Source organism: Kitasatospora indigofera (assembly GCF_014655955.1).
Classification (GTDB): Bacteria; Actinomycetota; Actinomycetes; order Streptomycetales; family Streptomycetaceae; genus Kitasatospora; species Kitasatospora indigofera.
The window spans coordinates 39,794-62,222 of the sequence record NZ_BNBO01000036.1 but is presented as its reverse complement, the minus strand read 5'-3'; the positions used below and the strand labels follow the sequence as shown (position 1 = coordinate 62,222).

The window sequence follows — 22,429 nt, the reverse complement described above, 5'->3', positions numbered from 1 at the left end:
CAACGTACGGTGAGCCCCGCGCGGCCGTCAAGGCCGATTCAACAGAATGTTGTAGTTTGCGGAAGGGCCAGGCTGTCACCTCCCCGCCCGCCCGGATAGGCGGGCTTCCTACAGCTCGCGGGTACCGGCGGGCCGCCGGCCTCGTCGTTTGATGCAATCCGGGCGCCGTGCGCGGACGGACCCCGCCCGCCGCGCCCGCCCCCAGCCCCGTACGCCCCAGCCCCGTACGGCCGCGCCCGCGTACGGCCCCGCCCCCTACCGCCCCGCCCCGCCGGGAACGCCGACGAGCCGGCCCCTCCACCCAGGACGGGGGGAGGGGCCGGCTCGTGCGGTGCGGGCGGCGGCGGACCGCCGCGGTGGGGATCAGGCGGCGCGGCGCCCGCGCAGGCGGTGGGCGGCGGCCAGCTCGGCGTAGCGGCGCCCGCTGGTCTTCACGGTGCGCTGCTGCGTCTTGTAGTCGACGTGGACGAGGCCGAAGCGCTTGTCGTAGCCGTAGGCCCACTCGAAGTTGTCCAGCAGCGACCAGGCGAAGTAGCCGGCCAGCGGCGCGCCCTTGGAGACGGCCCTGGCGCAGGCGGCCAGGTGCTGCTCCAGGTACTCGGTGCGCTCCGGGTCGTGCACCGAACCATCGGCGCCGACCACGTCCTGGTACGCCGAACCGTTCTCGGTGACGTAGATCTTCTGGACGCCGTAGTCGTCCGTCAGGCGCAGCAGCAGCTGCTCCAGGCCGGGGCCGTGCACCTCCCAGTCCATCGCGGTGTGCTCGACGTTCGGGCCGGGCACCTGGCGGAAGTGCGGCGCGGGGCCGGTGGTGTCGCCGGTGACGATCTGCCGGAAGTAGTAGTTCAGGCCGATCCAGTCCAGCGGCGCGCTGATCAGCTCCAGGTCGCCGTCCCGGACGGGCAGCTCGACCCCGTACAGCTCCACCATGTCCTGCGGGTAGCCGCGGCCCAGGATCGGGTCCAGCCACCAGCGGTTGATGTGGCCGTCGCCGCGCTGCGCGGCCAGGCGGTCGCCCTCGCTGTCGGTGGCCGGGTGGACCGGGCTGAGGTTGTTGACGATGCCGATGCTCGCGTTCGGGATCGCCGCCCGCAGCGCCTGCACGGCCAGGCCGTGGCCCAGGTGCAGGTGGTACGAGGCGCGGACGGCGGCGGTGAGGTCCTTGAGACCGGGCGCCATGTTGCCGTCGAGGTGGCCGATCCAGGCCGAGCAGAGCGGCTCGTTCAGCGTCGCCCAGTTGGTGATCCGGTCGCCCAGCGCCCCGGCCACGACCTCCGCGTACTCACCGAAGCGCTCGGCGGTCTCGCGGACGGGCCAGCCGCCGCGGTCCTGCTGCGCCTGCGGGAGGTCCCAGTGGTAGAGGGTGGGGAACGGCGTGATCCCCTTCTCCAGCAGGCTGTCGGTGAGCCGGTCGTAGAAGTCGAGGCCGGCCTGGTTGACCCGGCCGTCGGCCTGCGGCACGATCCGCGGCCAGGCGATCGAGAACCGGTAGGCGTCCAGGCCGAGCTGCCCGGCTATGCCGAGGTCCTCGGGCCAGCGGTGGTAGTGGTCGCACGCCACGTCGCCGGTGTCACCGTTGTCGACCTTCCCCGGGGTGTGGGAGAAGGTGTCCCAGATGGAGGGGGCGCGGCCGTCCTCGTCCACGGCTCCCTCGATCTGGTAGGCGGCGGTGGCCGCGCCCCAGACGAAGTCGTCGGGGAGAGCACTGAGGTCGTTCACGAAATGCCTTTCGGGGATGGTCACTTGACAGCTCCGGCGGTGAGGCCGGCTACCAGGTAGCGCTGCAGGAGGAGGAAGCCGGCGACGACGGGGATGCTCACCACGAGGGAGGCGGCCATCACCTGGTTCCAGTACACGTTGTTCTGGGTGGCGTACCCCTGGAGGCCGACGGCGAGGGTCCGGGTGGTCTGGTTGGTCATGACGGAGGCGAACAGCACCTCGCCCCAGGCGGTCATGAAGGCGTAGACCGAGACGGCGACGATGCCCGGCACGGCGGCCGGCACGACGATCTTCAGCAGCGTGCGCAGCGGCCCGCAGCCGTCCACCGCGGCGGCCTCGTCGAGGTCGCGCGGGATGGAGTCGAAGTACCCGACCAGCATCCAGATGGAGAACGGGAGCGAGAAGGTGAGGTACGTGAGGATGAGCCCGCCGCGGCTGCCGAGCAGCGCGATCCCGGTGCTGTTGCCGATGTTGACGAAGATCAGGAACAGCGGCAGCAGGAACAGGATGCCGGGGAACATCTGGGTGGAGAGCACCGTGACGGTGAACAGCTTGCGGCCGCGGAAGCGGTAGCGGCTGACCGCGTACGCCGCGAAGATCGCGATCACCACCGAGAGCGCGGTGGCGCTGACCGAGACGATCAGCGAGTTCACGAAGTAGTCGCCGAGCGGGACGGTGGTCCAGATGTCGACGTAGGGCTGCAGGGTGAAGCTGCTGGGGATCCAGGAGAACGCCCCCTGGACGTCCTGCAGCGGCTTCATCGAGGAGCTGATCATCACGAACAGCGGGGTCAGCACGAAGGCCGAGAGCAGCAGCAGGAACACCCGGCGCGACCACTTGAACGAGGCCGGCGGAGCCATCGGTGAGACGGGAGCCTTAGGCATCGGCGTCCCTCCGTCGTGAGGTGAGGAAGAGGTAGACGGCCGTCACCAGCAGCAGGAAGAGCAGCAGCAGCACGGACATCGCCGAGCCGACACCGAAGTTCCAGGTGACGAACGAGGACTGGTAGATGTGGATGGAGATCAGGTCGGCGGCCTCCGGTGCGGACTTCCCGAACAGCACGTACGGCGTGTTGAAGTCGTTGAAGGTCCACAGGAACAGCACCAGCACCAGGACCTGGTTGACCGGGCGCAGCGAGGGCAGGGTGATCTTGCGGATCTGCTGCCAGACGCCGGCGCCGTCCATCGAGGAGGCCTCGTACAGCTCCCGGGGGATGTTCTGCAGGCCGGCCATCAGCGTGAGGAACGCGAACGGCCAGGACTTCCAGACCGAGACCACGACCAGGGCGGTGAAGCTGTTGTCACCGATCAGCCAGAACGGCTTCTCGTCCATCAGGTGCAGCTGGTCGACCAGCACGTGGTTGATCAGGCCGGTGTCCCGCTGGAACATGAACGACCAGGTGATCACGGCGGCGTAGACCGGCAGGGCGTACGGGACGAGGAACAGGGCCCGCAGGATTCCCCGTCCCCGGAACGCGTCCTGCATGTAGATCGCCGCCGCCGTGCCCAGCAGCCACGACAGACCGACCGACAGGATGGTGAAACAACACGTTGTCCAGAACGAGTTGAGCAGCGACTGGCCGACCGGAGCACTGAAGTCCACCGCCATGCGGTAGTTCCCCAGGCCGGTCCAGGGTGCGGCCGACCAGTCTCGGATGAAGAACTGGGTGAGCTGTTTGAAGCTCATCACGATGCCGACCACCATCGGGACCAGGTGGATCAGCAGCTCCAGCGCGAGGGCGGGGAGCAGGAGCAGGTAGGGCAGAGCCCCTCGGGGGTGGCGCAGTCGGCGCAGTCGCTGTCGCACGTCAGGACGCCGGCATCTGCTGCTGAGCCTTGGTGAGCTCGGCCTTGACGCTGTCCTCGGTGACCGGCTTGCCCGCGGCCGCGGCGGCGAGCAGGTTCTTCACCGCGGTGCCGACCAGGGTCTCGAACTGGCTCTCGTTGGCGACCTGGGGAAGCGGCGCGGAGCTGGTGGCCAGCACGTCGTTCAGGGTGGTGAGGTCCGGGGTGGCGAAGACCGGGTCCTTGCCGGCCTCCTTCACCGGCGGGATGTTGCCGTAGGTGCTGTTGAGGGTCTTCTGCTCCTCGTTGCTCGTCATGAACTTCACGAACTGGAGCGAGCCGTCGAGGTTCTTGGTGTTCTTGAACACCGCGAGGTTGATGCCGGCGACCATCGACTTGATGGCCTTGTCACCGGTGGCACCGGCCGGGATCGGGAGGGGCGCGACGCCGTAGTCCTCCGGGTTCATCCCCTGGGACTTCAGGTTGGCGCCCGCCGACTGCCACATGATCATGGCGGCCTTGCCGGTGGCGAAGTCGCTCAGCGTCTGGTTGTTGGAGTACTCGGCGTTGCCGGGCGCGGCGACCTTGTCCTTGGCGATGAAGTCGACGTACTGCTTGATCGCCTTGACGGCCTCGGGGCTGTCGAACTTCGGCTTGCCGGAGGCGTCGAAGAAGTCGGCGCCGTTCTGCTTGCCGAAGGTGAACGCGTGGTGGACGTTCTCCGAGACGTTGCCGCCCTCGATCGCGAGGCCGTACTTGCCGTCCTTGGTGAGCTTCTGCGCGTCGGCCTGGAACTCGTCCCAGGTGGCCGGGGCCTTGTCGATGCCGGCGGCCGCGAACATCTTCTTGTTGTAGTAGAGGCCGTACGCCATCGAGTAGAGCGGCACGGCGGCCGGGTCCTTGCCGGGGGCACCGGCCGAGGCGATGGTGGACGGCAGGAAGCGGTCCTTGCCGCCGATCTTGGCGAAGGTCGCCTCGTCCCAGGGCAGCAGCGCGCCGGTGGCCTGGAGGGAGGCCGACCAGGTGTTGCCGATGTTCAGCACGTCGGGGCCCTGGCCGGAGGCGGTGGCGGCGAGGATCCGGTTGAGCAGGTCGGACCAGGGCACGACCTCCAGGTTGACCTTGATGCCGGTCTGCTGCTCGAACTTTCTGAGCTCGGGCTCCAGGACCTGCTTGTCGTTCTCGATGCTGGTGCCCTGGTTGCTGGCCCAGTAGGTGAGCGACTTGGGGGCGCTGTTGCCCCCGCCGCTGCCGGTGTCGGAGCCGCCTCCGCAGGCGGTTGCGGTGACGGTGAGGGCGGCTACCAGAGCTGTGGCGGCGATGACGCGGCTCGTGCGCATAGCGGAGTTCCCCCTTCAGGGGATGGGTGAGCGACCTTGGTGAAGTGATCAGCCGTGAGGCTTACTTCAGGCCGTGATTTAACTTGTGAGAAAAGCTGGCGTCAAGACTTATCGCAGCGATAGATTCAGACCAGGAGGGAGTCCGAATGGTAGAGCGAAGCAAGCAGACCGTACGTGACCTGCGAAGAGGCAACCGATCGGTGCTGCTGCGGCACCTGTACTTCGAGGGCCGGCTCAGCCGCCACGAGCTGGGCCGGGACACCGGACTGAGCGGGGGCACGATCAGCAACGTGGTCGGCGAACTCATCGCCGACGGCCTGGTGGAGGAGGCCGGATCGGTCGACTCCGACGGCGGACGACCACGGGTCCTGCTCCAGGTGGCGGCCGACCGGGGTTTCCTGATCGGGGTGGACGTCGGAGAGACGCAGGTCAGGGTGGCCCTGTTCGACCTGGCCCTGACCGAGCTGGCCGCCAGCGACCACCCGCTGTCCGACCACGGGCACGACGTCGGCCACGTGGTCCAGCTGATCCTGGACGGCCTGGCCGAAGTCCTGGACAGCACCGGGACCGACCGTGACCGGGTGCTCGGGGTCGGGATCGGGGTGCCGGGCATCGTCGAACAGGGCGACCCGGCGGCCGACCCCACGGACCCGGGCGGCATCGGCGCGGTGGTGCACGGCCAGACCATCGACTGGGACGCCGTCCCGCTCGGCCGCCTGCTGCGGGCCGGCACCGACCTGCCGCTGCACATCGACAACGGTGCGAAGACGCTCGGCCAGGCCGAGATGTGGTTCGGGGCCGGCCGCGGCGCCGGCAACGCCGTGGTCGCGCTGTTCGGCTCGGGCGTCGGGGCCTGCGTGATCGCCAACGGCGTCCCCTACCGCGGCGCCACCAGCAGCGCGGGGGAGTGGGGCCACACCAAGGTGCACGTCGGCGGGCGGCTCTGCCGCTGCGGCTCCCGCGGCTGCCTGGAGGCGTACGTGGGTGCCGAGGCGCTGGTGGAGCGCTGGGGGGAGGCCTCCGACTCCAGCGAGAAGGCCGGCCTGGCCGCCCTGCTGGCCGCCGCCGAGGCCGACGACCCGGTGGCCGACGCGCTGCTCTGCGAGACCGCCGAGTACCTCGGCGCGAGCATCGCCGACCTGATCAACCTGTTCAACCCCGAACGGATCGTGATCGGCGGCTGGGCCGGCCTGCTGCTGGGCCCGCGCCTGCTGCCCGCGATCCGCGCCGCGGCCCGCTCGTACGCCCTGCGCTTCCCCTGCGAACAGACCTCGATCGAGCTGGGGCTGCTCGGTCCGGACGCCGTCACGGTGGGTGCCGCGACGCTGCCGCTGGCGCGCTTCCTGGACTCCGGCGGGGACGTGCCGGAGCCGGGACGGCGGGAGGCCAGGGCGCTGCGCTGAGCGCGCCCGGACGGCCCCGCGGGCCCGGCCGCTCCGGCGGCCGGGCGGCCGGCCCCCGCCGGGACTCCCCGGGATCTTGGGGGGCTCCGTGGGGGTCCTTCCGGGGGTGTGGCGGGGGAGCGCTCTCCCAGCAGGGCTCCTGACCTGCGGCTTCGTGGCCCAGTCGCCCGGCGGACGTCGTCATAACCCTTTTTCCGCAGGCAAGTTGATTCGCACCGGAAGTGCTGTCCGCAGTCTTGACACGCTGGATATGCCACCGCAACACTCCATCCGGGAGCGCTCTCCCGAGTCCCGGTGCGCAGGCACCGGTTGATCCTCCGGCGGTCTCCGCCCTCTCCGCAGGTGTCCTCGGCACCCGTCAGGCGTCCCGCTCAACCGGCCCCGCACCGGCTTCGCGCGACAGCGTCCCCATCCCCCGCACCCCACCCACAGCAGGAGATGCCCCAGTGAGGTTCACCTCAGCAGGCTCAGGCTCCAGAGTCCGGCGCGCCCCGGCCGCCCTCACCGCGGCCGCCGTCGTCGCCGGCCTCTGCATGGCCGTCCCGGTCGGCACCGCCAACGCGGCCGGCACGCTGCTCTCCCAGGGCAAGACGGTCACCGCCTCCTCCACCGAGAACGGCGGCACCCCGGCCACCGCCGCCGTCGACGGCAACACCGGCACCCGCTGGTCCAGCGCCGCGGCCGACGCCCAGTGGCTGCAGGTCGACCTCGGCGTCAGCGCCTCGATCGACAAGGTCGTCCTCAACTGGGAGGCCGCCTACGGCGACGGCTACCAGATCCAGGTCTCCGCCGACGGCGCCGCCTGGACCACGATCTACACCACCACCACGGGCACCGGTGGCGTCGAGACGCTGAACGTCAGCGGCACCGGCCGCTACGTCCGCTTCAACGGCACCCACCGCCACACCGGCTACGGCTACTCCCTCTGGGAGTTCCAGGTCTACGGCACCCCCGGCGGCGGCACCGGCCCGACCTGCTCCACCGCCAACGCGGCCCTGAACAAGCCGGCCACCTCCTCCTCCACGGAGAACGGCGGCACCCCCGCCTCGGCCGCCTTCGACGGCAACACCGGCACCCGCTGGGCCAGCGCCGCGAGCGACCCGCAGTGGCTGCAGGTCGACCTCGGCTCCAGCCAGCAGGTCTGCTCGGTCGACCTCAACTGGGAGGCGGCGTACGGCGACGGCTACCAGATCCAGCTCTCGCCCGACGGCACCACCTGGAACACCGTCTACAGCACCACCACGGGCACCGGTGGCGTCGAGACGCTGAACGTCAGCGGCACCGGCCGCTACGTCCGCTTCAACGGCACCCACCGCCACACCGGCTACGGCTACTCCCTCTGGGAGTTCGCCGTGCACACCGGCGGCGGCTCGACCGTCCCGCCCGTCCAGGGCGGCGGCGACCTCGGCCCCAACGTGAAGGTCTTCGACCCGTCCACGCCGAACATCCAGGCCACGGTCGACCAGATCTTCACCCAGCAGGAGTCCAACCAGTTCGGCTCCGAGCGCTACGCGCTGCTGTTCAAGCCGGGCACGTACAGCAACCTGAACGCGCAGATCGGGTTCTACACCTCGATCGCCGGTCTCGGCCTGAACCCCGACGACACCACCATCAACGGCGACGTCACCGTCGACGCCGGCTGGTTCAACGGCAACGCCACCCAGAACTTCTGGCGCTCGGCCGAGAACCTGCACCTCAAGCCGGTCAGCGGCACCGACCGCTGGGCCGTCTCGCAGGCCGCGCCGTTCCGCCGGATGCACGTCGAGGGCGGCCTCAACCTCGCCCCGGCGAGCTACGGCTGGGCCAGCGGCGGCTACATCGCCGACAGCAAGATCGACGGCCAGGTGGGCAACTACTCGCAGCAGCAGTGGTACACCCGCGACAGCTCGATCGGCGGCTTCAGCAACGGCGTCTGGAACCAGACCTTCTCCGGTGTCCAGGGCGCCCCCGCCCAGGGCTTCCCGGACCCGCCGTACACCACGCTGGACACCACCCCGATCTCGCGTGAGAAGCCGTTCCTCTACTTGGACGGCAACGAGTACAAGGTGTTCACCCCCGCCAAGCGCACCAACGCGCGCGGCGTCTCCTGGGGCGCCGGCGCGCCGCAGGGCGAGTCCCTCCCGCTGAGCCAGTTCTACGTGGTGAAGGCCGGTGCCACCGCCGCGACCATCAACCAGGCGCTGTCGCAGGGCCTCAACCTGCTCTTCACGCCGGGCGTCTACCACGTCGACCAGACGATCAACATCACCCGGCCGAACACCGTGGTCCTCGGCCTCGGCATGGCCACCGTCATCCCGGACAACGGCGTCACCGCCGTGAAGGTCGCGGACGTCGACGGCGTCAAGCTCGCCGGGCTGCTGCTCGACGCGGGCACCGCCAACTCGCCCGCCCTGCTGCAGGTCGGCGACGGCGGCCCCGGCGCGGACCACTCGGCCAACCCGACCACCGTCCAGGACGTCTTCGTCCGGGTCGGCGGCGTCACCGCCGGCAAGGCCACCGCGGGCATGCTGATCAACAGCAACAACACGATCGTCGACCACACCTGGATCTGGCGCGCCGACCACGGCGCCGGTGTCGGCTGGGAGAGCAACCGCTCCGACTACGGCATGCAGGTCCGCGGCAACGACGTGCTGGCCACCGGCCTGTTCGTCGAGCACTTCAACAAGTACGACGTGCAGTGGTTCGGCGACCGCGGCAAGACCATCTTCTTCCAGAACGAGAAGGCCTACGACGCCCCCAACCAGGCGGCGATCCAGAACGGCGCCGTCAAGGGCTACGCGGCCTACAAGGTCGAGGACTCGGTCAACACCCACGAGGGCTGGGGCCTGGGCAGCTACTGCTACTTCAACGTCGACCCCACCATCGTGATGGACCACGGGTTCGAGGTGCCGAACAAGCCGGGCGTCAAGCTGCACGACGTCCTGGTGAACTCGCTCGGCGGCAACGGCCAGTTCAACCACGTGGTGAACAACACCGGCAACCCGACCTCGGGCACCGGAACCGTCCCGTCGAACCTGGTCTCGTACCCGTAACGCGGACGGCAAGGCAGTGACCGGAGCCACCTCGGTGGCCACCCGGTAGGAGAAGGAGACAGAGGAAGGACGGCCCGCCGGTGACCGGCGGGCCGTCCGCACCGCACCGGGCGCACCTGCGAAGGGCAGCAGGGAGCGCTTTCCGCCATGCTATAAAAGCCGCTATGAGTGATGCCCTGCGAACGGCCGTCTCCCGGCCCGCGACCCTGGAGGACGTGGCCCGGGTCGCCGGGGTCTCGCGGTCGACCGTCTCCCGAGTGATCAACGGGATCCGCAACGTCGACCTGGAGATCCAGGAGACCGTCCGCCAGGCCATCGCCGCCACCGGATACGTCCCCAACAGCGCGGCCCGCTCGCTGGTCACCCGCCGGGCCGGGTCGATCGCGCTGGTCCTCTCCGGCGTCGCCGGCGAGGTGGAGGACGAGGACACTGCCAGGAACCGGGTCCTCACCGATCCCTTCTTCGGCCGCGCGCTCAGCGGCGTGGTGGGCGCGCTGCGCCCGCGCGGACTGCACCCGCTGCTGATGGTCGCGGACACCGCGGAGGCCAGGGACCAGGTGGTCGGGCACCTCAAGCAGGGCGGCGCCGACGGCGCGGTCCTGGTCTCCACCGACCCGGAGGACCCGCTGCCCTCGCGGCTGGTCGAAGTCGGGATGCCCGTCGTCCTGTTCGCCCGCCCGGTCCGTCCGATCCCGATCAGCTACGTCGACCTCGCCAACCGGGACGGCGCCCGGCTGGCCGCGGACCACCTCGCCGCCCGCGGCTGCCGGCAGGTCGCGATGATCGGCGGCCCGGCCGGGGTCCCGGCCGCGCAGGACCGGCTGACCGGGTTCCGGGAGGCGATGGCCCGCCACGGCTTCCCCTACGTCCCGTGCATCGAGGGGGACTTCACCCAGCGCGGCGGCGAACTCGCGATGGAGCGGCTGCTCGCCGAGAACCCCGGCCTGGACGGGGTGTTCGCCGGCAACGACCTGATGGCCCAGGGCGCCATGTTCGTGCTGCACGAGCACGGCCGCCGGATCCCCGACGACGTCGCGGTGATCGGCTTCGACGACAGCAGCGCCGCGCTGGCCAGCCGGCCCCGGCTGACCACCGTCCGCCAGCCGGTCGAGGAGATGGCCGCCGAGCTGACCCGGCTGCTGCTGGCCCGGGTCGAGAACCCGGCCGGCCCGGTCACCTCGGTGATCTTCGAACCGAGCCTGGTGGTACGGCAGTCGGCGTGAGCCGTGAGCCGTGAGCCGTGAGCCGTGGGCCCTGAGCTTGAGCACCGGCCGCCGGGCCCGGGTCACTGAGGCCCGGGTCCGGCGGCCGGTGCTCCGGGCCGGACGGTCGCCCGCCCGCCCCGGGCCGGACAGGTCACTTCTTGCCGACGGACGGCAGGAACGCGGTCGCGGTGATCTTGTTGTCGCACGTGGCGAACAGCCCGCCGCCCTCCCGGCCGACCTGGTACTTGCCCGCCTCGGGCACCCCGACCACCAGCGAGGGCGGGGCGAACGGCGTGGCGCCGGACGGGCAGTAGCCGTCCGCCTCGCCCAGCACCGGCTTCAGGCCGAGGGTGGTGAACGTCTTCGCGCCCGGCAGCAACTGGACCGCCACCGCCGGACCGACCTGCTGCACCTGGAGCGGCAGCGACTTGTCCGGCGAGCCCTGGCCGGCCGCCGCCAGTGTGGGGAACCCCTTCACGCCGCAGGCGTGGCCGCCGACGTTGGTGAACTCCACGGTCACCACGTAGGACCCGACCGGGCTCGGCTCCACGTCCCGGGCGGCGGAGGCCTTGAGATCGGCGTCGGCGCAGGCGGGCAGGACGCCCGGCGCGGCGGAGGCGGAGGGCTTGCCGGCCGTCGCCGTCGCACCGGCGCCCGGCGATCCGGTGCCCGCCGACGGGCCGCTCGGTGCCGCGCTCGCGCCGGCGGGCGGTGCGGGCACGCCGGCCGACGGCCCGGCCGCGCCGGTCGCCTCGGTGGGCCCGCACGCCGCGAGCAGCGCGGCCGCGGCGACCGCCGCCAGTACGGCGCCCGTGGTGCGGATGCGCGGTCGGTTCGTCCGTCGCTCCATCAGATCCCCCTGCTGTTCCCGGTGGCCCGGCTTGTGCGGTCACTCGCCACCGATGACGCCACCGCGCCCGGCACCCGGTTCCCGGCGTTCCGGACCGTGACGATCCGTTCCGGGCTGTGACGATCCGTTCGGGCCTGTGACGGTCCGGGGCGAACCGTGATGTTTCGTGGTGGGGGCGGCGGCGAGCCGTCCGGGGGCCCGTGGTTCGTGGCCCGTGGCTTGAGACGTGGGGGCGTGTTCGGGGGGACGCCGGGCAGCCGCGGGCCGGTGCCGACGCTGGGTGGCCGGTGCGGGGAGTGATCGGATCATACGTGCACGACTTGAACTCCTGTTTGCCTTCGAGGAGCGACTTCGGGTCCGGAAGTGGCGAAAACAAGGGGAATTCGTGGCGGGACGATGGATGAGGTTGGCCTCACCGGTAGCTCTGCGTAGCTTCGTGGTGACGCCGGAAGGGTGGCCCGCCACGCCGGGTCGCACCGAGGGCCCGTCCGGTCGTCCCCTCACCGCCTCCATGAGCCGTGCTCCCTCTGCCTGGCGCGTCCGCCCTGCGGGCGCGCGGAAGGAAGACGCCCATGCGCACCCGCGCCGATCACCACGACGCACCTCACCGGACGAGCCCGCTCCGCAGACCCCGCCCCACCCCGACGGCCACCGGCCCGTCGACTGCCCCTGCCCCTGCCGCAACGACTGCCCCGTCCACATCGCCGGCCCCTCGTACGTCCTGGGCCCCGGCCACGTCGCCCGCCCCGGCCACACCGGCCGTCCCGGCGACGTCGCCGGCCCCGGCCACACCGGCCGTCCCGGGCCGGGCCCGTACCGGACACCCCGCCGCCGGCCGAGGCCCGTCCGCCCGCCGCCATCCGTCCGTGGCCGGCCCCTCCCGTGCCCCGACCCGTCACCGCATCCCGGCGGTGGGCCCGTGACCGCCCCGCCGCGCCCCGGCGGCGGTACGGCGCCCCCGGCCGGCCTCGCGGCCAGGCTCCGCTCGGTGCCCTGGCGGCAGGACCTGCCGGCCTCGCTGGTGGTCTTCCTGGTGGCCGTGCCGCTCTGTGTCGGCGTCGCCGTCGCCTCCGGCGTGCCGGCCGAACTGGGCCTGGTCACCGGCATCGTCGGCGGCCTGGTGGTCGGCCTGCTGCCCGGCAGCAGCCTCCAGGTCAGTGGGCCCGCCGCCGGTCTGACGGTGCTGGTCCTGGAGGCCGTCCGGGAACACGGCCTCGACTCGCTCGGCGCGCTGGTCCTGGCCACCGGCGTGCTGCAACTCGGCATGGGACTGCTCCGGATCGGGCGCTGGTTCCGGGCCATGTCGGCCGCCGTCGTGCACGGCATGCTGGCCGGCATCGGCCTGATCCTGCTCTTCGGCCAGCTCTACGCGACGGCCGGGCGGCCGGCCCCGGGCACCGGCCTCGGCAAGATCGCGGGCCTGCCCGGCCTGCTGGCCGACGTCCTCACCGGACGCAGCGCCCCGAGCCCGGTCCTGCTCGGCGCGGGCACCCTGCTGGTGCTGCTGCTCTGGCCGTACCTGCCGGCCCGGGTCCGGTTGCTGCCGGCGCCGCTGGCCGCCGTCGGCCTCGCCTCGGCCGTCACCGCGATCGCCGCGCTGCCGGTGGACCGGATCCGGGTCGAGGGCCTGGTCGAGGTCGTCCGGATCCCCGATGCCTCCTCCTTCGCGGCCGTCGCCGGCCCCGGCGGCGCCGGCACCGTGCTGGCCTTCGCCCTGATCGCCTCGGCGGAGACCCTGTTCAGCGCGGCGGCCGTGGACCGGATGCACCACGGCCCACGGACGGACTACGACCGCGAGCTCACCGCCCAGGGCATCGGCAACACCCTCTGCGGCCTGCTCGGGGCGCTGCCGATGACGGCGGTGATCGTCCGGAGCGCGGCCAACGTCCAGGCGGGCGCGCGCAGCAAGGCCTCCCGGACCCTGCACGGCGTGTGGCTGCTGCTCTTCGCCGCGCTGCTGCCGGCGGTGCTCGGGCTGATCCCGGTCGCGGCCCTGGCCGCCGTCCTGGTGCACGCCGGGGCGAAGCTCGTCCCCGTCCGGCGGATCGGCGCGCTCTGGCGGGACCACCGCGGCGAGGCCGTGGTGCTGGCCGCCACCGCGGGCGCGATCATCGCCACCAACCTGTTCGAAGGGGTGCTGGCCGGCATCGGCCTGGCCGTCCTGAAGTCGGCCTGGCAGACCTCGCACCTGCACATCGGGGTGGAGGACCCCGCGGACCCGGACGGCCCGCTGCGGGTGTGCCTGACCGGGCAGGCCACCTTCCTGCGGCTGCCCCGGCTGCTCGACGCCCTGGAACGACTGCCCGCCGACCGATCCGTCGAGCTCGACTGGTCCGGCCTGCGCCACCTCGACCACGCCTGCACGGTCGCGCTGGTCACCTGGGCCGCGCAGCACCGGGCCCGCAGCACCGAGCCCCTGGAGGTGGATCCGCCGCTGCCCACGGCGGTCTGAACGGTCGCCGGCCGGGCCCGCCCGCGCACCCCGTCCGCGCAGCCCGCCCGCGCAGCCCGTCGGGGCGGGCCCGCTCCGGGCGGGTCCGGCGGTGGCGGGTCGCGGGCACCCTGTGCAGGCGGGCCCGCGGGGCGGAGGATGGCACCCACCACCGCCCGTACCGCCCGAGGGGGAGCCCGCCGTGGACCTGCTGGACGCCGCCCGAACCCTGCAGCCCGAACTGGTCGCGCTGCGCCGCGCGCTGCACGCCGAACCGGAGGTCGGCCTGCGCCTGCCGCGCACGCGGCGCAAGGTGCTCGACGCGCTGGCCGGCCTGCCGCTGGAGATCACCACCGGTACCGGGCTGGACTCCGTGACGGCCGTGCTGCGCGGCGCCGGCGACGGACCGACCGTCCTGCTGCGCGCCGACATGGACGCCCTGCCCGTCCAGGAACGGGCACCGGCCGGCGCCCCGGAGTCCGCGATCCCCGGGCGGATGCACGCCTGCGGCCACGACCTGCACACCGCGATCCTGGTCGGTGCGGCCCGGCTGCTGGCCGAGCGGCGGGACCTGCTCGGCGGCGACGTGGTGCTGATGTTCCAGCCCGGGGAGGAGGGCGAGGGCGGGGCCCAGATCATGGTGGACGAGGGGGTGCTGACCGCCGCCGGCGCCGACCGGCCGGTGGGTGCGGCGTACGCGCTGCACGTGACCTCGGCGGTGCTGCCGGCCGGGGTGGCCGCGGGGCGGCCGGGCCCGATCCTCGCGGCGGCGGACCGGCTGCGGGTGGTGGTGCGCGGACGCGGCGGGCACGGCTCGTCCCCGCACACCGCGCTCGACCCGGTGCCGGCCGCCTGCGAGATGGTGACGGCCCTGCAGACCGCCGTCACCCGGACCTTCTCGGTCTTCGACCCGGTGGTGGTGACCGTCGGCTCCTTCCACGCGGGCGACGCCCACAACGTGATCCCCGACGAGGCCTGCTTCGTCGCCACCGTGCGCAGCTTCTCCCCGGCCGCGGGCGCGAAGGCCGCCGAGGTGCTGCCCGCCGTGGTCCGGGGCGTCGCGGCCGCCCACGGCCTCGCCGTCGAGGTCGAGTACCGGCAGGACTACCCCGTGACGGCCAGTGCGGCGGAGGCGGCGGCCGAGGTCGCGGACACCGCCCGCGACCTGCTCGGCGCGGACCGCTGGGTGGAGCTGGAGCACCCGTTCGCCGGCTCCGAGGACTTCTCCTTCGTGCTGCGGCGGGTGCCCGGCGCGTTCTTCTTCCTCGGTGCCACCCTGCCCGGCCGCGACCCGGCCGAGGCCCCCTACAACCACTCGCCGGAGGCGGCCTTCGACGAGTCGGTGCTCGCCGACGGCGCGGCCCTGCTGGCCGCCCTCGCGCTGCGCCGGCGCTAGGGCCCTGTCCGGCCGGGCGCCCGTCACGTGCGGGACCGGGGCACGTACCCGCTCCGACCCGCCCGTTTATCCGCTGTGCATCGCCGTGCGCCACGCTGCGGCCGTGCGGGCGCCCCCGCCGTCCGGTCCGGGCACCGCCGCCCCCCCGCAGACCACCGCCGCCGCCCGGCCCGCGCCGGGAACCGAGGAGAACCCCTTGAGCCGAGAGCTGACCGAAGACGAGAAGAAGGTCCTGGTGCTGCTGAGCCAGCAGGTGCACGGCGTCACCGCGGGCTGCACCCGGCAGGAGCTCGCCCTGACGGGGGTGCTGGCCGGATCGACCGACCCGGCCGGCTACGGGCGCTTCCACGACCGGTTCCAGCAGATCGGCCTGGAGCTGCTGGAGCTGGTGAAGGGGGGCGTGCACCTGGTGGTCAACGAGAGCCTGCCGGCCGGCATGGGGGCCAACACCCGGCTCAGCTGGGGCATGAAGCCGCAGCTGATCGACATCGAACTCGCTCCGTCCCTGCTGGCGTCGTCTGCGCCCCGGGTGCTCCCGCTGCACACCGTCACCCTGGTCCACGAGCTGTCGCACGCCCTCCACGAGGCGCCGTCCTTCCCGGTGAAGGACTACGCGTACCGCTCCGGCTGGGCGCTGGAGTACCTGCCGGCCGCGATGGCCGAGTGCAACGCCGACACCTACGCCGAGGCCGCCGCGCTGCTCGCCGAGGGGCTGCTCGACCGGCCGGGGCAGCTCCGGGCCCCGGGGCGCACGCCGGCGATCCGCCGGGCCCTGTTCAGGACCGCCGGCTGGTCGGCCCTCGGCCCGGCGCTGGCCTGGGCCGACGTCACGGTCAACCGGGCCTGGATCCGCAGCAACGACTACCTGGCCACGGCGGAGAAGGATGCCGCGGACACGGCCGAGCGGGCCGTTCAGCTGGCGAGCTGGCTGGCGGACGAGGACCTGGCCGCCCGGGTGGAGATCGAGGACGAGCTCGAGCGGGCCGGCCTGATCAAGCCGCGCTACCAGGGCATGCTCAACAGCGGGTTCGGCCTGAGCCGGACCGACAAGGCCACCGCCGGTCAGATCCACAACTTCTTCACGGCGGTGAAGAACGCGCTGACCGACCTCGTCCCGGTGCCGGTCGTCGGCGGCTCGGCCGTCCGCTACCAGCACGAGTCCCGGCAGCTGAGCATTCCGCACGCCGTGATGAACCAGGGCCCGGTGCCGCTGGCCGCGCTCGTCGTCGATGCCGTGATCCTGGGGCTGGGAGAGCCGGCCGGTTCCGAGACGCCCGCGTTCGCCGCCGCCAAGAGGCGTCTGGTCGACCTCTTCGTGCGCAACGACCGGCCCGTCGAACGGGCCGCCCTGAAGGAGCTCGGGAAGACCTTCGAGACCGCCAGGTACCGGGTGCCCACCCCTGCCGAATGGCAGGCCCTGGCCGTCGGCCTGCGGATGGCACGGCTGGACGACGTGGCCGCCCTGTGGCGCGTGGTGACCGTGCAGGCCAGGGACCTGGTGACCAGGTCGAAGGCGGACGCCGCCCGCGCCAAGGACCCCTTGCTGCCGCCGGCCTCCGCCCCCGCCGTCAAGGAGCAGGCCGCCCAGTCGCTGGCGGACCTCAAGGTGCTCGCCGACCTCGACAAGAACCTGGCCGTGGAGGTCGGGCTGGCCGCCACGATCACCGGGGAGCTGGCTGCCGACCAGGTCGTCCCGGTGGCGCAGATCGTCGAGCTGGAGGAGATCCTGGCCCAGCTCACCACGCTGGTCTGCGGCGTCCACCCGGAGAAGACGGCGGTCTACCAGGGTCTGTGGAAGCTGATGCCCCATCGCGCCTGACCCGTACGCGGCCGGGCCCCGGGCGCGTACGGTCAGGCGCGGGCGCCGAAGCGGCCGACCGGTGCGGGGGCTCCGCCGGGCGGCCCGGCCCGGGTAGTTTCGTGCTGCCCCGGGTGCGGGGCCCTGACGAAGGAGGAGAAGCGTGATCGCAGCATTCTCGGTCACCCCGCTGGGCATCGGCGAGGACGTCGGTGAGGCCGTCGCCGCCGCGGTGAAGGTGGTGCGGGCGAGCGGCCTGCCCAACCGGACGGACGCGATGTTCACCAGCATCGAGGGGGAGTGGGACGAGGTGATGCCGGTCGTCCGGGACGCGATCGACGCCGTCAAGGCCTACAGCGGCCGGGTCAGCACCGTGATCAAGATCGACGACCGGGCGGGCGTGACCGACGGGCTCACGGCGAAGGTGGCGACCGTGGAGCGCCACCTGGCGGCCGGCGGCTGAGCGCCCGCCCCCGTCGGCCGGGCGGGCAGCGGCCGGGCCCCGGATCGCCGGACGGCTCCGTGCCGCCGCACCGGCCGTGCGATGATCGTCCGGTGGTGCGATCGAACACGGGAGACTTCGCGGGGCGCCGGCTGCCGCGGGCCTGCGCGACGGCGCTGGCGGCCGTCGTCGTCGCCCTCGGCGCGACGGCACCGCCCGCCCTCGCCGCGGACGGCGTGCACCAGTTCACCATCGCCGACCCGCGGATCACCGAGTCCAGCGGCCTGGCGGCCAGCACCGCCCACCCGGGCGTCTACTGGACGCACAACGACAGCGACGACGGCCCGTACGTCTACGGCGTCGACTCCACCGGCCGCACCGTGGCGACGATCACCCTGCGCGGGGTGAAGCCGCGGGACGTCGAGGCGATCTCGCTCGGCCCGGACGGCCGGCTCTACGCCGCCGACATCGGCGACAACCTGAACGGCAGCTGGCCCGAGGTGTGGATCTACGCCTTCGCCGAGCCGAAGGACCTGCGGGACCAGACCGTCGACGCCGTCCGCTACCGCGTCCACTACGAGGACGGGCCGCGCAACGCCGAGGCGCTGATGGTCCACCCGGTCACCGGCCGGGTCTACATCGCCAGCAAGCGCGAGCACGGCGGCAACCTCTACCAGGGCCCCGAGACGCTCTCGGCGACGGCGGTCAACACCTTCCGCAAGGTGGCGGAGGTCCCGTGGGTCACCGACGGCGCCTTCTCCCCGGACGGTACCCGGCTGGTGCTGCGCGGCTACTTCTGGGCCAACCTCTACCGCTGGCAGGACGCCGCGCCCGAACTGCTCGGCCCGGTGGACCTGCCGTTCCAGCGGCAGGGTGAGTCGGTCACCTTCACCGCCGACGGCCGCACGGTGCTGTTCGGCAGCGAGGGCAAGGACAGCCCCGTCTCCCCGGTGCCGCTGAAGGACTCCCAACTCCCTTACAGCGTCCGCCCGACCGGCTCCCCGTCCGCCGCCCCGGCCCCCGCCGGCGGCACAACTCCCGCCACCCCGGGGAGCGCTGAAGCCTCGGGCGGCAAGAGCGATGACGACAAGGTCTCCGGCCGCGGCCTGCTGGTCCTGGCGCTGGTCGTCGGCGGCGTCGTGCTCGCGGGCGCGCGGAAGAAGCGCCGCGGCGACTGAGTCTGCGCGCAAAGACTCCTGACGGAGCGTCGGGAGAGTCCGGCCGGGTCCGGCGCCTAGGCTCGACGTGCGGCGCACCGTACGTCACACTCGTGCGAGGCCGACGGCGGCACGGCGTCGCCCCCGTCACCGGTGCACCGCGGGACCCACCGCGTCCCACCCGCTCCGCCGCCGGCTCCGCGATCCGGAGCACCGGGCGGCAGCCCGGCGCCGGAGCACCCCGGGCCCCGCACCCGGCGGCCGGGCGGGCCGCGCAGGCACACCGACCCCGCAGGCCCACCGACCCCGTAAACCCACCGACCCTGCACGCCCACCGACGCCGCGCACACCGGCATCCGCCGGCCCGCCGTGGCCGGCTGCTCGTCCGCACCCCAAGTACCCGCCCGGACCCGCGAATCGGAGACGTCCACCGTGAGCACGACTCGACAGCTGGAGATCGGCCTCCCGGCCGGCCGCTCCGGCACCGGCCCGGCCACCTGGGGCCAGCAGGCGATCTGGGACACCGTCCGGGCCCTCGGCCCCGCCGACGCTCCCCGGTACAACGTCTCCCTGGCCGCCCCGGTGGACCCGGGCGTACCCCTGGCCCCCGTCCTCGACGCCCTCGGGCAACTGCTCGAACTGCACGACTCCCTGCACACCCGGCTGACCCAGGACGACGACGGGCGGCTGCGCCAGACCGTCGACGGGGCCGGCCGGCTCACCGTCCACGTCCGGCAGTGCGCCGACGGCGAGCAGGCCGCCGCCGGCCGGCAGCAGCTCGCCGAGCTGGCCGGGCAGCCCTTCGACGTCGCCCGGGAATGGCCGCTGCGGGTCGGACTGGTCGAGTCCGGCGGCCTGGTCCGCCACCTGGCCTTCGTGCTGTCCCACACCGCGGCCGACGCCTGGGGCCTGCGCCGACTGGCGACCGACCTCACCGCGATCGTGCTCGGCGACACCCCGCAGGCGCTCGGCGAACGGTTCCCGGCCCTCCAGCCGCTCGACGAGGCCGCCTTCCAGGCCGGTGACCGCGGCCGCCGTCGCGACGCCGCCGCCCGGCAGCACTGGCAGCGCAAGCTGGCCCTCGGCCCCGAGCGGCTCTTCCCGGTGCCCGCGGCCTCCGCACCCGGTGCGGCCGCGAAGCCCTTCCCCAACGCGGTGCTGAACTCCCCGGCGCTGGCCAGGGCCGTGCCGATGGTGGCGGCCGGCCACCGGGTGAGCCCCTCCTCCGTCCTGCTCGCGGCCGCCTCGGCGATGACGGCCCGGCTCTCCGGGGCGCCGGACGCGCTGCTCCAGGTCGTGGTCAACAACCGCTTCCTGCCCGGCCTCGCGCACGCGGTGAGCACGGTGGCGGCCGAAGGGCTCTTCCGGCTGCCGGACGCCGGTGGCGAGTTCACCGATGTGCTGCGCCGCACCCACGCCGCGTCGCTGGCCACCTACCGCAGCGCCTACTACGACAAGCGGCTGCTGGACCAGGACATCGCGGTCCTCGCGGAGCGGGACGGCGTGGTGGCCGACCGCTCGTGCTTCTTCAACGACACCCGCGACCTGATGCCGGCGGAGCCGGGGGCCGGGGCCGAGCAGGGCGCGCCGGCCGGGCCGCTGGACCGGGAGAGGTCACGCACCACGCTGAGCTGGCCGGTCGAGTTCGCGCCGCGCGCCAACGTCAGCTACGCCCTGGACGCCGTCCGGGCGCCGGGCGCACTGGAACTCTCGATGACCGCCGACAGCGCCGTCCTCCCGCGTTCCGACATGGAGCGATTCCTCTACGGGGTGGAGGAGTTGGTGATCGCGGCGGCCCTCGCACCCGGGATCGGCTGACGGCGGGCCCGTCGGCGGCGGGGCCGGGCCACCTTCCGTCCCGGCGCGGCCGTGCCCGGACGGGAAAAGCCCGGGGAGCGGTCGACGACCGCCCCCGGGCCCGGGCCGGAACGGGACCCGTGCAGGAGCGGGCCCCGTGCCGGAGCGTGGCTCAGTGCACGCCGCGCGAGGCCCAGAAGTCGGCCCGGGCGAGCACCGCGGTGTCGCTCTGGTCGGTGAAGAACCCGTCCACGCCCTGCTCGTACAGGTACGTGGACCAGCCGAGGGCGTCCCCGTACGCCGCCGGGTCGGTGCCGCGCCGGTGGTCCACCGGCAGGAAGCCGTTCTCGTTGCGCACGGTGTAGGGGTGCAGCACCAGGCCCGCCCGGTGGGCGTCGGGCACCAGGGTGGTCGGCGGCTGCAGCTTGCCGGTGGCGTCCACCGGGGCGATCAGCTGGGTGGTCGGGCCGATGCCGTGCGCGAAGGAGGCGATCCACTTCAGCCCGGCGGGGGTGACCAGGTCGGCCACCTTGCGGGTGTCCCCGGCGAGCACGAAGTCGTACGGCCGGGAGGCGGCGTCGCCCAGCAGCTGGACCCGGGGGTTCTCGACCAGCTGGGCGAGGCGCTGCAGGCTGCTCGGCTCGAAGGACTGCAGGATCGCCCGGCCGCGCCGGCCCGCCAGTCCGGCGCGACGCAGTTCGGCGGCGAGCCGCTCCTCCAGCGGGAGGCCGATCGAGCGGAAGTAGCTGGGGTGCTTGGTCTCGACGTACAGCCAGACGTCCCGCCCGAGCGTGCGCGAGCGCTTCTCGGCGAAGTCGATCACGTCGCGGAAGGTCGGGACCGGCCACCGGCCGTCGTACAGCGTGTTGCGCTGGCGCTGCTGCGGCAGTCGCTCCTTGGCCCGCAGGGTGCGCAGTTCGGCGAGCGTGAAGTCCTCGGTGAACCAGCCGGTCAGGCTCTGGCCGTCGATGGTCTTCGTGGTCCTGCGGGCGGCGAACTCCGGGTGGTCCGCGACGTCGGTGGTCTCCGCGATGTTGTTCTCGTGCCGGACGACGAGCTGGCCGTCCTTGGTCGGCACCAGGTCCTGCTCGATCACGTCGGCGCCGAGCTGCAGGGCGAGTTCGTACGAGCCGAGGGTGTGCTCGGGGCGGTAGCCGCTGGCCCCGCGGTGGCCGATCACCAGCGGGTGCGGGAGCCGGTCGAGACCGGTGCCGGTGCGGACCGGCGGGGTGGTGCCGGCGGCGCGCGCCCCCTCGCCGTCGGAGCTGTCGGCGGGGGCCGCGGCGGCCTCCCCGGCGCCGGCCGCGCCCACCGCGACGGTGCCGAGCCCGACCGCTCCGGCGGCCCGCAGGAAGCCGCGGCGCGAGGCCCCCGCGGGCCCGCCGCCGCTCGCCGCCGCGTAGGTCTCGTCGCCGTGACTGCCGGTGCCACTGATCGGGCGGTCCGTCATGGATGCTCCCTGTCCGCGCTGTTGTCGGTGTCGCCCGCAGACTAGGAGGGCCGGAGGCTCACCGGGTGGCCGCCCGACGAACGGCGGGAGAAGATCGGCCGCCGCCGCGCACACCGGTCCTTCGCCCGCCACCGACCGGGCGCCGGGCCCGTGGACCCGGCCTGCGCCCGAGGTGAGTACCCGTACTCAGGCGCCGGGCCGCCGGGCCCGGGATGATGACGGGCATGTCGCACAGCATGCTCGCCCTCCTCGCCGGTGCCGGTCCGGTGACCGGTTACCTCGCGGGATACCTGTTGCTGACGGTCGGCGCCGGCCGCGAAGCGGAGCGGGGACGCGGCTCGGCCGGGGCGGGCCGGCGCGGGACGCTGGTGCTCTGGACGATGCCGGGGTTCCTGGTGGCGACGGTGCTGTGGCCGCTCCCGGAGCGGACGGCGGGGGAGCGGTTCTTCGCGGCCTCGGCGGCGGGGGCGGCCGCCAACGCGCTGGTGGCCGCTCTCGCGGGGTACGCCTTCGGCCCGTCCTGAGGCCGCCGTCCGGCGGGGCCCCGGCTGCCCGCCCCGGTGTGCGGTCGGGCAGCCGGTGGGTACCCGGGCAGCCGCTGCGTGCTCGGGCGGCCGGGCGGCCG

At 73.3% G+C, this 22,429-nt stretch carries 16 protein-coding genes; 10 read left to right on the top strand and 6 right to left on the bottom strand.

The window, feature by feature from the left end; translation table 11 throughout:
* Window positions 1–363: 363 nt before the first annotated feature.
* Genes IE329_RS26390 through IE329_RS26375 form a run of 4 tightly spaced genes read right to left on the bottom strand, consistent with a single transcriptional unit; the run spans window position 364 to window position 4,843 of the window.
* Window positions 364–1,719, bottom strand: coding sequence for a GH1 family beta-glucosidase (locus IE329_RS26390; protein WP_190213499.1), 1,356 nt, complete (start codon window positions 1,717–1,719; stop codon window positions 364–366).
* Window positions 1,720–1,739: 20 nt separating this feature from the next.
* Window positions 1,740–2,603 carry a carbohydrate ABC transporter permease gene (locus tag IE329_RS26385; RefSeq protein WP_073923646.1) on the bottom strand — a complete coding sequence of 288 codons (864 nt, stop codon included), beginning with the start codon at window positions 2,601–2,603 and terminating at the stop codon, window positions 1,740–1,742.
* Window positions 2,596–3,525 (bottom strand): carbohydrate ABC transporter permease, encoded by a 930-nt coding sequence (locus tag IE329_RS26380; RefSeq protein ID WP_190213477.1) that lies wholly within the window; start codon window positions 3,523–3,525, stop codon window positions 2,596–2,598. The genes IE329_RS26385 and IE329_RS26380 overlap by 8 nt, the downstream gene beginning before the upstream one ends.
* 1 nt (window position 3,526) lies before the next feature.
* Entirely contained in the window at window positions 3,527–4,843 is a 1,317-nt protein-coding gene (locus tag IE329_RS26375) for an ABC transporter substrate-binding protein (RefSeq protein ID WP_190213476.1), read from the bottom strand.
* A 146-nt stretch (window positions 4,844–4,989) separates the two neighbouring features.
* Here IE329_RS26375 and IE329_RS26370 point away from each other — a divergent pair, with 146 nt between their 5' ends.
* The 3 genes from IE329_RS26370 to IE329_RS26360 all read left to right on the top strand — a co-directional run bounded on the left by IE329_RS26370 (window position 4,990) and on the right by IE329_RS26360 (window position 10,501).
* On the top strand, window positions 4,990–6,246 hold the full coding sequence (locus tag IE329_RS26370) for an ROK family transcriptional regulator (protein WP_190213475.1): 1,257 nt from the start codon (window positions 4,990–4,992) through the stop codon (window positions 6,244–6,246).
* A 533-nt stretch (window positions 6,247–6,779) separates the two neighbouring features.
* On the top strand, window positions 6,780–9,278 hold the full coding sequence (locus IE329_RS26365) for a discoidin domain-containing protein (RefSeq protein WP_190213498.1): 2,499 nt from the start codon (window positions 6,780–6,782) through the stop codon (window positions 9,276–9,278).
* 164 nt (window positions 9,279–9,442) lie between these two features.
* Window positions 9,443–10,501, top strand: coding sequence for a LacI family DNA-binding transcriptional regulator (locus IE329_RS26360; protein WP_190213474.1), 1,059 nt, complete (start codon window positions 9,443–9,445; stop codon window positions 10,499–10,501).
* 133 nt (window positions 10,502–10,634) lie between these two features.
* On the opposite strand, the gene IE329_RS26355 is transcribed toward IE329_RS26360, so the two are convergent.
* On the bottom strand, window positions 10,635–11,333 hold the full coding sequence (locus IE329_RS26355) for a DUF4232 domain-containing protein (RefSeq protein WP_190213473.1): 699 nt from the start codon (window positions 11,331–11,333) through the stop codon (window positions 10,635–10,637).
* 988 nt (window positions 11,334–12,321) lie between these two features.
* On the opposite strand from IE329_RS26355, the gene IE329_RS26350 reads away from it, so the two are divergent.
* From IE329_RS26350 to IE329_RS26325, 6 genes are all read left to right on the top strand, one after another.
* On the top strand, window positions 12,322–13,785 hold the full coding sequence (locus IE329_RS26350) for a SulP family inorganic anion transporter (RefSeq protein ID WP_229927775.1): 1,464 nt from the start codon (window positions 12,322–12,324) through the stop codon (window positions 13,783–13,785).
* 181 nt (window positions 13,786–13,966) lie between these two features.
* A complete protein-coding gene (locus tag IE329_RS26345) occupies window positions 13,967–15,160 on the top strand; it encodes a M20 metallopeptidase family protein (RefSeq protein WP_190213471.1) in 1,194 nt (397 codons plus the stop codon).
* A 196-nt stretch (window positions 15,161–15,356) separates the two neighbouring features.
* On the top strand, window positions 15,357–16,979 hold the full coding sequence (locus IE329_RS26340) for a M35 family metalloendopeptidase (protein WP_190213470.1): 1,623 nt from the start codon (window positions 15,357–15,359) through the stop codon (window positions 16,977–16,979).
* Between the two features lie 142 nt (window positions 16,980–17,121).
* Window positions 17,122–17,421: an MTH1187 family thiamine-binding protein gene (locus IE329_RS26335; RefSeq protein ID WP_190213469.1), complete on the top strand. Its 300-nt coding sequence runs from the start codon at window positions 17,122–17,124 to the stop codon at window positions 17,419–17,421.
* A gap of 95 nt (window positions 17,422–17,516) precedes the next feature.
* On the top strand, window positions 17,517–18,578 hold the full coding sequence (locus tag IE329_RS26330; protein ID WP_373311299.1) for a hypothetical protein: 1,062 nt from the start codon (window positions 17,517–17,519) through the stop codon (window positions 18,576–18,578).
* A gap of 411 nt (window positions 18,579–18,989) precedes the next feature.
* A complete protein-coding gene (locus IE329_RS26325) occupies window positions 18,990–20,375 on the top strand; it encodes a condensation domain-containing protein (RefSeq protein ID WP_190213468.1) in 1,386 nt (461 codons plus the stop codon).
* A gap of 151 nt (window positions 20,376–20,526) precedes the next feature.
* Here IE329_RS26325 and IE329_RS26320 read toward each other — a convergent pair whose 3' ends face one another.
* A complete protein-coding gene (locus IE329_RS26320) occupies window positions 20,527–21,804 on the bottom strand; it encodes a glycerophosphodiester phosphodiesterase (RefSeq protein ID WP_190213467.1) in 1,278 nt (425 codons plus the stop codon).
* Window positions 21,805–22,028: 224 nt separating this feature from the next.
* Here IE329_RS26320 and IE329_RS26315 point away from each other — a divergent pair, with 224 nt between their 5' ends.
* Window positions 22,029–22,328, top strand: coding sequence for a hypothetical protein (locus IE329_RS26315; protein ID WP_190213466.1), 300 nt, complete (start codon window positions 22,029–22,031; stop codon window positions 22,326–22,328).
* The last annotated feature ends 101 nt before the right edge of the window (window positions 22,329–22,429 follow it).